Origin of the sequence: Synechococcus sp. CS-205 (assembly GCF_025128255.1) — a bacterium.
Taxonomy (GTDB): Bacteria; Cyanobacteriota; Cyanobacteriia; order PCC-6307; family Cyanobiaceae; genus Regnicoccus_A.
Genome location: NZ_JAHLZB010000042.1, coordinates 23,840 through 35,412, shown reverse-complemented (window position 1 = coordinate 35,412; position 11,573 = coordinate 23,840). Strand labels below are relative to the sequence as shown.

10 protein-coding genes are annotated in these 11,573 nt (G+C 67.4%); 3 read left to right on the top strand and 7 right to left on the bottom strand.

The window, feature by feature from the left end:
• Positions 1 to 144: 144 nt before the first annotated feature.
• The 5 genes from KQ297_RS10680 to KQ297_RS10660 all read right to left on the bottom strand — a co-directional run bounded on the left by KQ297_RS10680 (position 145) and on the right by KQ297_RS10660 (position 6,502).
• Positions 145 to 951 (bottom strand): inositol monophosphatase family protein, encoded by an 807-nt coding sequence (locus tag KQ297_RS10680; RefSeq protein ID WP_259739402.1) that lies wholly within the window; start codon positions 949 to 951, stop codon positions 145 to 147.
• Positions 948 to 2,357 (bottom strand): BCD family MFS transporter, encoded by a 1,410-nt coding sequence (locus KQ297_RS10675; RefSeq protein WP_259739401.1) that lies wholly within the window; start codon positions 2,355 to 2,357, stop codon positions 948 to 950. Before KQ297_RS10675 ends, KQ297_RS10680 begins: the two co-directional genes overlap by 4 nt.
• 71 nt (positions 2,358 to 2,428) lie before the next feature.
• A complete protein-coding gene (locus KQ297_RS10670) occupies positions 2,429 to 4,126 on the bottom strand; it encodes a TolC family protein (protein WP_259739400.1) in 1,698 nt (565 codons plus the stop codon).
• A gap of 65 nt (positions 4,127 to 4,191) precedes the next feature.
• Positions 4,192 to 5,583, bottom strand: coding sequence for a TIGR03279 family radical SAM protein (locus KQ297_RS10665; protein WP_259739399.1), 1,392 nt, complete (start codon positions 5,581 to 5,583; stop codon positions 4,192 to 4,194).
• 46 nt (positions 5,584 to 5,629) lie between these two features.
• Positions 5,630 to 6,502, bottom strand: a complete 873-nt coding sequence (locus tag KQ297_RS10660; RefSeq protein ID WP_185467072.1) for an undecaprenyl-diphosphate phosphatase — start codon at positions 6,500 to 6,502, stop codon at positions 5,630 to 5,632.
• A gap of 221 nt (positions 6,503 to 6,723) precedes the next feature.
• On the opposite strand from KQ297_RS10660, the gene KQ297_RS10655 reads away from it, so the two are divergent.
• The 3 genes from KQ297_RS10655 (at position 6,724) to nadB (ending at position 9,665) form a co-directional block, all read left to right on the top strand.
• Complete coding sequence (locus tag KQ297_RS10655; protein WP_259739405.1) at positions 6,724 to 7,362, top strand: DUF3120 domain-containing protein; 639 nt, start codon at positions 6,724 to 6,726, stop codon at positions 7,360 to 7,362.
• Between the two features lie 176 nt (positions 7,363 to 7,538).
• Positions 7,539 to 7,916: a photosystem II complex extrinsic protein PsbU gene (psbU, locus tag KQ297_RS10650; RefSeq protein ID WP_185467071.1), complete on the top strand. Its 378-nt coding sequence runs from the start codon at positions 7,539 to 7,541 to the stop codon at positions 7,914 to 7,916.
• Positions 7,917 to 7,976: 60 nt separating this feature from the next.
• Positions 7,977 to 9,665: an L-aspartate oxidase gene (nadB, locus tag KQ297_RS10645; protein WP_259739398.1), complete on the top strand. Its 1,689-nt coding sequence runs from the start codon at positions 7,977 to 7,979 to the stop codon at positions 9,663 to 9,665.
• Positions 9,666 to 9,710: 45 nt separating this feature from the next.
• On the opposite strand, the gene KQ297_RS10640 is transcribed toward nadB, so the two are convergent.
• Both KQ297_RS10640 and KQ297_RS10635 read right to left on the bottom strand, forming a co-directional pair.
• Positions 9,711 to 10,631 carry a vitamin K epoxide reductase family protein gene (locus KQ297_RS10640; protein ID WP_259739397.1) on the bottom strand — a complete coding sequence of 307 codons (921 nt, stop codon included), beginning with the start codon at positions 10,629 to 10,631 and terminating at the stop codon, positions 9,711 to 9,713.
• A gap of 20 nt (positions 10,632 to 10,651) precedes the next feature.
• Positions 10,652 to 11,464 carry a BtpA/SgcQ family protein gene (locus KQ297_RS10635; protein ID WP_259739396.1) on the bottom strand — a complete coding sequence of 271 codons (813 nt, stop codon included), beginning with the start codon at positions 11,462 to 11,464 and terminating at the stop codon, positions 10,652 to 10,654.
• Positions 11,465 to 11,573: the final 109 nt, after the last annotated feature.

Here is an 11,573-nt window from a genome sequence, read left to right as displayed (position 1 = left end):
CGCGGGTGGTCTCCCATCCGCTTTGGAAACTTACAACACCGGCGATCGGCTCTCGCCTCCTCCTCTGTTGCAAGCCCTGCAGCGATCGCCTTCCGGCTCACGCGCAGTCCAAAAACATACCACACCCATGGCCGGGCTCTTCGGTCAGTCGCTCAGCAGAGCCTCAGCCCAGGGCATGAACCGCTCCAGGGCCTTGGAGTTGCTGGCGGCGAGCACAGGGAAATCGGTGCTGCCATGGTCTTCTCCGGGATGCAGGTGCTCGGGGCTGCGCACCAGCCAGCGCAGGGGACAGTGCAATTCGCTCAAGACCAGCCAGGCCGCGGCCAGATCCCAGATCTTGGGCGTGGCCTCCAGGGCCATCACGGTCTGCCCCATGGCCACACTCACCAAGTTGAGGCTGGCCACCCCCAGCAGGCGGATCTTGCCGGGGAAGCGCCGATCGGGCAGCTTCTGCAGCACGCCGATCGAGCGACTGCAGAGAGAGGCGCAACCCGCCGCCTGGGCCTCGTTCGCCGGTGGCCTGAGAGGCTTGCCATTGCGCCAGGCCCCCTTCCCTCGCACCGCGACGATCCGCTGCCGCAAGGGTGGAACGTCGAGTACAGCCAGCACAGGGACACCACCCTCGAAGCGGGCCAGAGAAATCGCCCAATAGGGAATCCCGGCGGCGAAGTTGGTGGTGCCATCAAGCGGGTCCACCACCCAGTAGGCGGAGGTGGAGGGCACCAGCTTGCGCCCCTCCTCACTGAGGACCCCCTCGCCGGGATAGAGCTGCTCGAGACCCCGCACAAGCGTCTCGTCACTCCAGCGATCACAGGCCGTGATCAGGCTGCCATCGGCTTTGGCCTCCGAGGCCATGTGTCCGAAATCGCGGCGCTGACGCTCGGCAACGGCATCAACCAGCTCCGTGAGCCTCAGTGCCTCGGATGGAATGGCGGTGAAGGTGGCGGTCATCCGAGTTCGGTGGTCAGGACCTGGGTCAGCTGCCTGGACGTATCGTCGCGGAAGCGGTGGACGTTGACGGCGTCCAGCACCCGCAAGGCCGCCAAGGCAATCAAGGCGGCCATCCCCAGCACCAAGGCATAGGGGAGGTAGGGGCCCTGGCCGGGGATGATGGCACGACCCAGATCAAGCAATCCTCCTCCCATCAGTTTCGCCGTGGCACGGGAGAAGGCCTGCGCCAGGCCCCAGACGCCCACGAAGGTGCCCGCCGCTTCCGGCAGGGTGAGATCCAGCATCAGGCACAAGGTGCTGTTGGTGCCGATGCCGGAGGCCAGGCCGAACAGCAGAAGCACGGCCTGCAGGGGGGCGACCTGGCCGACCAGGCCGCAGAGGATCAGCAGCAGCATCGAGGCCAGGATCAGCTGGCAACCGAGACGGGCGGTGGCGTACTTCCCCAGCCTGGGCACGATCCACCAGCCTGCCAGCACCAGTCCGAGCAGGGTGCCGACCCCCCAGAAGGCATTCAGGGAGGCGGTGGCGGCAATCGGCATGGCGAACACATCAGCGCCATAGCTCTCCAGGATCGGGTCCTGGATGAACAGGGCCAGGGTGAAGAGCACCAGGAACAGGAAGAAAACGGCCACCTGGCGGCTGGAGGTGATCAGTCGCCAGGCCTGGGGCAGGGTGACCGCATCGTCACGCGCCGGGCTGGCGGATCCGCCGACGGCCCTGGCCCCGGCCGGTGCGGCAGGTTCGAGGCCCCAGGTTGCCAACAGGGTGAGGCCCATCACTGCCAGGGCGGCCCTGACCATGAAACGGAAGAGCACCGCTTCGAGCACCTGCGGGTCGTTGACGCCATCCAGCACCTGCAGGCTGCGGGAGATCACCAGCGCTCCCACGACGATGCCCACGGTGAGCATGCACCAGATGATTCCCACGGCCCGGGGGCGCTCACGCTCCTGGGTGCGATCGATCACCAGAGCCAGGTATGGGGTGGTGGCCATCGAAACCGCCAGGCCATAGGCGGCGAACAGGGCGCACATCAGGGCCGTGCCCAGGGCGATGGGGCCTGCGTCGCCCAGCTCCCTGGCGGCCGCGAGCCGGAAGATCACCGGCACCACCAGCACCGCCAGCCCGCAGAACAGCGCGGCTCCCAGCCAGATGTAAGGGGTGCGATGGCGCCCCGCCAGGGGGCGGGTATCCGAGAGCTGGCCGAAGAGAATCCTTGAGGGCGCCACGAACTGCTCGAAGGCCAGGGCTCCCCCCACCAGCAGACCGGGGAAGCCCAGTTCGCTGATCATCACCCGATTGAGCATCCCGGCGAAGATCACCGCCAGAAAACCCAGGCTCCCCTGGAACAGCCCCAAGCGCACGGTGCTGGCGATCGAGAGGCTGGGGGAGGAGGAGGGAAGGGCCATGGTCCTGGGCATGATTCAGGCAACGACACCATCCGGACCTTCGAACCGCTCGACCTGCTCGCCTGAGTGGCCTAAGGGGAGAGGGGCGCGGCCCCATCAGGCGCACGCACCTCAGATTGACAGGCCGGGGAGAGAGGTTGGGGCTCGATCGGAATCTGGGTGGTGGGATCGAGCTGGGGCTTGCTGGAAGGGAGGCTGGGGGGCTGGCAGAAGGCCACCTGATCCATCCCGGTGCGGCGCCTCAGCTCAGCCAGCCGTCGGTTGTAGTCGGTCACGGCGCGGGCGTAGCTGACCTCCGCCTGGGTGAGGTCCCTCTGGCTGTCGACCACCTCCCGCTGGGTGGTGACCCCCGCCTGGAAGCGCAGCCGAGCCAGCCGCAGGGCTTCCCGCGACGAGATCACCGCCCGGGAGGTGGTGGTGATGTCGCGGTTGTTCTGAAGCAACTGGTAGAAGCTGGATTCCACCTCCAGGCGAATCTGATCGCGACGGTCGGCAAAGTTGAAGCGTTCTTCTTCAGCCGCCTGCTTCTGCTGGCGGTACTGGGCGGCGGCCCGGCCGCCGTCGAAGAGGTTCCAGCTGAGGTTGAGGCCCACGCTGTTGTCGACCCCGTAGGTGTAGCTGCCCATGTTGATCGGCAGATCCACCGGGACACCGGTCTGCCCATTGCTGCGATCCCAGCCGAAGTTGTTGACGATGCTCAGAAAGGGCTGCACCGCGCCGATCGCCGCATTGGCATTGCTGTTGGCAATCGAGATCTGCAGGATGACCTGATCGAGTTCCTCTCGGAAGGCATAGGCCGCCACGATGCTCTCCTGCAGCGAAGGCATCCAGGTGCCCAGCACCCGCGCCGGTTCCTTGGCGGTGGGGGTGACATTCTGGGGAAGATCGAGCAGGGAGGCCAGAGCGCGACGGGACACCGACTGCTCGGCCAGGGAGTTGGTGAGCAACTGCTGGTCGCGGGCCAGCTGGGTTTCCGCCTGGAGAACCTCCAGTTTGGTGGACACCCCGGCCTGGAAACGGGCCCTGGCATCCTTGAGGCTGACCAGTGACGCGCGCACGGATTCCTTGCCGATCCGCACCCCTTCATCGGCAAGCTGAAGGCTGAAGTACTGCTGGGCCGCCTGAAGGCGCAGATCGCGCAGGGCGATCAGGTATTGGTTCTGGGCCTGCTCGAACTGATCACGGGCCGCTGAGATCTGCGGGACCCGCTGGGGGTTGATCAGATCCCAGTTGATCCCGATGTTCATGTTGGCCCCGAGGATCTGGCCCCTCGTGCGCGACTCGGGCGTGGCCAATGGGCCCGTGGCATCGGCGTTGTAACGAAACCGATAGCTGTTGGTCAGGGCCGGGAAGGCGCTGCCGGTGGAGAGGTTGATGTTGGGATACCAGGAGGCAATCTGGGCCCGCAGGTTGGATTTCGCCTGTTCCACCTGGGAGGCCACCGCCTTGAGGTTGGGGTTGTTGGTCTCGGCCAGGGTCTCCACCTCCTGCAGACCCAGAGGGCGCAGTTGCTGGATCTTCACCTGGGCCGGCCTGATGGGCAGGGCCAGGGAGGGTGGAGAAGCCAGGGGCTGCAGATCAGGCTCGAGTTCCGTGGCCGCCGGTGGCAGAACGGTGGGATCCGACTTGGGCCGGTTTCCCTTGACGTCCGGGGCCAGCGGAATCGGCACCGAAGAAGCCGAAGGGATCTCAGCAGGCTCGGCAGGGGCAGTCGCTGGTGCGGACTCCTGGGCCCGGCTCACCCCCTGAAGGCCGGGGACGAGCACCATCCCCGCGAGGGCTGCCGAAGCAAGGAAGGAGCGACGCACACCGGAACCCATGAATAGTGACGAGCTTAAAGATCCGTGGACGGGCTGCCGAGGCAGGCGGCCACGAATTCATCCGCCCCCTCCACCAGGCGAATCGAAGCGGGCAACCGCTGCTGGAGATCCTCCAGGCTGAGGTCGTCGAGAAAGACCGGCTCGCCCTGCCGCAGCATCACCGAGGGAAGCAGCAGCTGCTCCCCCAGGTCATGGCCCTCCAGACCGGTCAGCAGATCGGAGCCTGTGAGCAGGCCGGTGACCACCTGCTCCTGCCCCCAGTAGGGACTGGGCAGCCCATACAGCCTCAGGCTCAGGCCTTCAACGGCATTGAGGCGATCGACCACCGGCTGGAGAGCCTCGGCCACGAGGGCCCCGACGACCCAGCTGAGTCGTCGGGGCCCTCGTGGAAGGCGGCGAGGCAGGCGGCTGGTGGCCTCATCCAGAGCCTCGAGAAAAGCGCGAATGCTGCCGACGCCATTCTCCTGCTGGGGCAGATCTTCATAGCTCTCGCGCTCCGGCAGAGGCTGACCAGCCATCAGGTACCACTCATCGGAGAGCCAGGCGAAACGGCTGCCGAAGGCCGCATGAAAGCGCTCCTGCAGGGGCTCCACCTGCGCGATCACCCGCCGGGCGCAGGCACGGTCGACCGGCACCAGCCCATCCCCCGGGGGACGGAAGCGGGTCAGCCCCACGGGCACCACGGCGGCGGAGAGGACCGCCGGCCAGTCGCCGGCGGCGAAGCGGGCCAGATCCAGAAGCGTTCGCTCCAGAGCCGGTCCGTCATTCACCCCCGGGCAGACCACCACCTGGGCATGAATCTGCAGCCGGCGCTCGGCGAACCAGCGCAGCTGCTCGAGCAACAGGCCGGCACGGGGGTTCACCAGCAGCCGCCGGCGCAGCTCGGGATCGGTGGCATGAACCGAGACGAACAGGGGGGAGAGCCGCTGCTGCTCGATCCGCTGCCAGTCCGCGGGGGTGAGGTTGGTGAGGGTCAGGTAGGAGCCGTAAAGGAAGCTCAGGCGGTAGTCGTCGTCTTTGACATAGAGGCTCTGGCGCCGCCCGGGGGGCTGCTGATCGATGAAACAGAAGGCGCAGTGGTTGTTGCACTGGCGCAGCCCATCAAAGAGGGCCTCGGTGAAGGCAAGCCCCAGTCCGTCATCGGGATCCTTCTCCAACTCGAGGTGGTGGCGGGTGCCATCGGGATCCTCCACCTCCAGGCTCAGTTCCTCCTCTCCCACCAGCACCTGAAGATCGATCAGATCGCGGGGCCGCTCACCATTGATGCTGATCAGCCGGTCACCAGGCTGGAACCCCAGCTCCTCCCCGATGGATCCAGGCTCCACCGTGGCCACCACGGCGGGCTGGGGCGGGCGGGCTGAATCCACAGGGGCCAGAGGCAGGCCTGCGGAGGGTTCGTTCCACACGGAAGAGACTGGAAGCAGTGACCCTCAGTGTGGGCGGCAGCAGGCCTCAGGTGGCGGCCGGACCCATCCGCCAGACCCAGAGCAGCAGCACAAGGCCGAACACCAACCGGTAGATCACGAAGATCCAGGTGCTGTGCGTCTGCAGGAAGCGCAGCAGCCAGGCGATCGCCAGCCAGGAGACCAGGGCGGCCGAGGCAATGCCGATCAGCAGGGGAACCGGACCCAGGCTGGCGCCTTCGGTGAAGGCCGACTTCAGTTCCACCAGTCCGGCCAGGGTGATCGCCGGAATGCCGAGCAGAAAGGAGAACCGTGCCGCCGCCGCCCGCTGCCAGCCGTCGAAGAGTGAAGCGGTGAGGGTGCTCCCGGAGCGCGACACGCCAGGGATCACCGCCAGGGCCTGGGCGATCCCCACCAGCAGGCCGTCGATCGGGCGCACCTGGGGCAGATCCCTGCGGCGGCGACCCACCCGCTCAGCCGCGGCCAGGAGCAGGGCCATCACGATAGAGACCAGGGCGATCGAGACTATTCCGCGCAGGGCTGACTGCTCGTAGTCCGGCCAGAGGGTTTTGATCGCCAGGCCCGCCAGGACGATCGGCAGGGTGCCGATGGCCATGGCCAGCCCCAGCCGGGCGGAGGGATCGCCCCACTGGCCCTGCCGGAAAGCGCGGCTGACGCCCGCCAGCACCTCCGCCAGGTCTTGGCGGAAGTAGACGAGCACCGCCGCGATGCTGCCCAGCTGGATCACCGCCGTGACAGCCACCCCCGGATCGCCCCAGCCGAGCAGCACTGGCACCACCTTGAGATGCGCTGTGCTGCTGATCGGCAGGAATTCAGTGAGGCCCTGCACGATGCCGAGCACCAGGGCATGCCAGCAGGCCTCCAGAAAACCTGGAACCGGGGTGGACAGGGCAGGGCCCATGCGCGTGGTGGCGCGGCGGAATCTGTGACCCTATGTCCGCCCGCTCGGCGGCTCCGCCACCAGCGTCCCTTAAGGTTGCATACCTTTCTTTACAGAACCTGGTGATCGGGGCCCACGCCAGACCTTCCACAGCTGCCCTGGTCACCGGGACTCTTGTGCTCTCCTGGCCTCCGTCGAGCTCGGCCCTGCAGGGTCCTCGGTCAGGAGCTGCGGAGGCCTTGTTGCAACGGGTGGCCTCAGCCCTGGTGGTGGTTCCGGTCTTTCTGCAAGCGCCCTGGGTCCGTCTGCACCCCTCGAGCGCCGTGCTGTTCACAGCCGTGCTCCTGGCCTCCGGGCTGCTGCTGGAGCTGCGGGGCAACGAGCGCTGGCGTTGTTTCGGCCCGCTGCTGGTGGGCTTCAGTGGCAGCTGGTTGGCCGGCTGCCTGTTCTGGGGCTGGTGCCGTCTGCATCCGGCCTGGCATCTTCCGATCGAGGCCTTCGCCCTTCCACTGGCCCTGGCCGGCCTGCAAGGCCGCTGGCGCAGCGCGGCCCTGTTCTACCTTGCTTCTCTGATGGGGACCGCCTGCACCGATGGGGCCATGGCCCTCACCGGGGTGATGACGCTCTGGCCGCAGGTGTTGAGCGCTCCACTGCTGGAGGCTCCGGCCCTGCTTCACCAGGCCGCCCTTGAGGTGCTGCGGCCAGCCCCCCTGGCTCTGGTCCTGGTCACGGCAACGGGCCTGACGCTGCTCGCTCGCCGCATCAGCCGTGCGGGTCCGGGCGGTCGCCTGGCCGCGGCCACCCTGCTCACCACCCTGGTGGTGGATGGCCTGTTCCTGATCTGCGCACTGTTCAGCCCCCAGCTCAGCGGACTGGTCTGAGCAGGCCTGGCCAGGAGCGGCAAGGTCGGAATTAAAGAACTGCAAAAGCCTTGGCGCGGTTGGGGATGATCGGCTGACTCACCTGTAGCGTTGCCCCTGACCCTGCTCGGATCGCGTCCGAGTCAAGGCCTCCATCCACCGGCGATCCTCACGGATCCACACCTCGGAGAATTGCAATGAAACGGCTGGTTGCCTGGATGATGAGCGGCTTGCTGCTGGCCGGCCTGCTGATGTCCCTGCTCCTGCCTCCGGCTGTCCACGCGGAGGAACTCCGCAATGTGGCCGATGAGAAGATCGCGGCCCGCCAGGGGAAAGTGGATCTGAACAATTCCCCGGTGCGCAGCTTCCAGCAGTTTCCCGGGATGTATCCCACCCTGGCCGGCAAGATCGTTCTCGGTGGTCCCTACGAGGAAATCGACGACGTGCTCGGCCTTGATCTGACCGATCGGCAGAAGGAACTCTTCGACAAGTACAAGGACAACTTCACGGTGACCCCACCCTCGATCGCCCTGAACGAGGGAGATGACCGCATCAATCCAGGCGTCTACCGCTGACCCCCTAAAGTCTCGACCCTCCGAAAGCCGTCGGTCTCCGGCGGCTTTTTTTGTGGCCCCATGCCCTCGACGCCCCGCCCCCACCCACCCCTGGCTTCGCGCTGGGATGTGGTGGTGGTCGGGGGTGGGGCCGCCGGGCTGATGGCCTGTCTGGAGCTGCCCGCCGAACTGTCGGTGCTGCTGCTCAGCAAGGAGCGGGGACCCCGCACAGCCAGCCGCTGGGCTCAGGGGGGCATCGCTGCGGTGACCAGGGCCGAAGACAGTCTGGAAAGCCATCGGGACGACACGCTGCGGGCGGGAGCAGGACTCTGCGACCCCGAGGCCGTCGCTCTGCTCGTTCAGCAGGCTCCGGCCTGTGTTGAACGGTTGCTGGGGCTGGGCATGGCCTTCGACCGTGACGGCAGCGGACTGAGCACCACCCTGGAGGCGGCCCACAGCCATCGGCGGGTCCTCCACGCCCAGGACCGCACCGGAGGGGCTCTGGTCGATGCGCTGGAGCGGGAGGTGTTGCGTCGCCCGGGCCTTGAGCAGCGCAAGGGGCTGATGGCACTTCAGATCTGGGTCGAGCGGGGGCGTTGCCTCGGCCTCCAGGTGCTGGAGAACGACCAGGTGCGCTGGTTGCGCGCCGGAGCCGTGGTGCTGGCCAGCGGCGGCGGTGGCCACCTGTTCGAGAAAACCACCAATCCCTCCCAGGCCACCGGCGATGGGGTGGCCATAGCCTGGAGAGCCGGAGCTGCCATCCGCGACCTGGAATTCGTCCAGTTCCACCCCACGGCCCTGATGCTGCCGGGGGCCCCCCACTTCCTGATCTCGGAAGCGGTGCGGGGGGAAGGGGCCCGCCTGATCGACGCCCATGGCCGCAGTCCGGTGCTCAGCCTGGCCAACGGGGATCTCGCCCCACGCGACCAGGTCAGCCGAGCCCTGGTACGAACGATGCAGGCCCAGGGCGTGGACCACCTCTGGCTCGACCTCCGCCCGGTGGGACAGGAGCGGCTGAACCATCAGTTTCCAACCATCCTGCGCCGCTGCCGCGAGCTGGGTCTGGAGCCCAGCGCTGCTCCGATCCCGGTGGCGCCGGCCGCCCATTACTGGATGGGGGGTGTGAGCACCGACCTCAGGGCCGCCACCACCGTTCCAGGTCTGTACGCCGTGGGTGAAGTGGCCTGCACGGGCGTGCATGGCGCCAATCGCCTGGCCAGCAATTCATTGATGGAATGCCTCGTCTTCGCCGGACAACTGCGGCAGATGTCCATCCCAGCGCAGGAAACCCCCACCCGCAGATCTCCCAGGTCGACCAACACCGCTGGAAAGCTGCAGCCTCTTGTTCAGAACCACCCCCCGGGAAGCGGGCCGCTGGCGCAGTGCGAGCGGCTGCGCCAGCTCTGCTGGCGGGTGGCGGGGGTCGAACGCCGGGAGCGGGAGCTGCATGAGGCCCAGCAGGTGATCCGTCACCAGCGGCAGGAGCTGGAAGGGCAGGCCTGGATTCAGGCTCTGGAGCAGCTCGAGCCGGGGGATCAACTCAGCCTGGGGTCGGGAGGCGGAGGACTCCTGCGCCCCCTGCACGACCTGCGCCAGATGCTCACCCTGGCGGATCTGCTGGTGGAGGCGGCTCTGTTCCGGCGCGAGAGCCGCGGTGGCCATTACCGCACCGACAGGCCAGCCCCGCAGCCCTTCTGGCGGCGACACTCGCTGCAGCGGCGAGGGGAGGCGACCCACACCAGCCCGCTGCGCGAGGGAGGCTCAGGCTGAGGACAGATTTCTCCTTCTCCCCGGCCACGGCTCTGGCTCCTGGCCTCAGAGCTTGCCCTTGAACCCGCTCAGCTCGGCCAGGCTGGCCAGGGATTTGACCCCGGAATCGAGCTTGCCATTGATTTCCCAGGTGGGGAAACCCTCCAGGTTCTTGCGGTCGCAGAGCGCTTTCTGGTTGTTCACCCCATCGGCGGCACACTCGATCACCTTCAGATTCGCCGAGGCCTCCTTGCCGAAGAGTTCCTTCTGCTCATGGCAGTGGGGGCACCAATAGGCGCTGTACATCACTGCACCGGACTGGGTGAGGTGCTCAGCCAGGGCCAGGGTGGACGGGGTGCTGACGGAGGTGACGGGGGGGGGCATGCCGGGAGTGTTCAGGGCGGCAGGACGATCGACGGAGGCTGCCCAGCCCAGCCCCACCAGACCCACCAGCAGGGCCACCAGCACGCCGCGGAAGACCAGCTGGCCGCGGTCGTCCCACTGGCCTCCGATCAGGCTGAGCACGAACAGGCTCAGGCTGAGCACAGCCGAGAGCACACAGAAGAAACAGAAGGCCTTGATCTTGAACACCAGCAGCCCCATCAGGAGCAGGCTGAACACCGCCATTCCGCCGCTGAGCAGGAACAGCCCCCACCAGCTGCGCTCCGCGATGGCCGTGCGGGCCTCGCCCTTGAGAACCAGTGGCAGCACGGCCAGCACCAGCACCGTGGTGTAAGCGAGGAAGCCGAACAGCGAGAGCGGCTGGCCGAACAGACTGCCCCAGACGCTGTTGAGCACCTTGTCACAGCCTTCAGCGCCCCCGGGGCAGCTGAGCGGACCGATCAGCCCCCAGCGCTTGAGGGTGATCGCGCCGGTGTCGATCGCACCGATGGTGGCCAGAACAGCCATCACCACCCGAACCCAGCGCAAACCGGGATCGGAACGTCGACGGCTGCTCAGACGACTGCTCAAGCGGGTGGTGGTCACGGCAGGGGCTGAATCTGGGCCTATTGTGGCAGCATCCGTTGCAGGGTTCGCACCCGCTCCGGGTCGACGGGCTGGGCGATCTGGCCATGGCGCTTCAGGGCCGTGCCGACGATCACACCATCACAGCCGGCTGTGAGCCTTTGCAGCGACAAAGGAGTGGCCCCGCTGCCGATCAACACCGGAGCGCCGGCCGCGGCCGCCCTGGCCTGCTCGACATCGGCGGGATCCGTGGGCCTGCCTGTGCCCGTGCCTGAGACGATCACCCCATCGGCCCCGCCCCGCTCGAGCACATCGCTCACCGCCTCGGCCATCGACAGTGGAGCCAGAGGGGCGCCGTGCTTGACCAGCACATCCGCCAGGATCCGCACCGAGTCAGCCCCCAGCAGCCGGCGCCGGCGCAGGAGCTCGGCAGCCACCCCCTCGATCAGCCCCTGATCGGTGACCGCGGCACCACTGAGAACATTCACCCTCAGGAAACGGGCGCCACTGGCCTGGGCGATCGCCAGGGCGGCCAGGGCGTCGTTGCGCAGCACATTGATGCCCACCGGAAGGGCCGTGGCCCGCACGACCGCGAGGGCCATCCGGGTCATGGCCGCCACCGTTTCGGGAGGCACCGATCCCCGCCAGAAGGGCACATCCCCAAAGTTCTCCACGATCAGGCCATCGGCGCCACCGGCGACGTAGGCCTCGACATCGGCAAGGGCTGCTGCCTCCACAGCCCCCAGATCCCCAGACCAGCCGGGCGAACCGGGCAGGGGGCCCAGGTGAACGACCCCGATCAGAGCGCAGGGCTGGGGGAACAGCTCGCGCCAGCGGGCTCCGGGGGAGTGCATGGCAGGGGCGGCACGATGGTGGAAGGCCAGGCCATAGCACCCGAACATCCCATAGGGTGATGGATCGGCCTGAAGGGTTCAACCCACGGTCACGGTTTTCGACCATCGC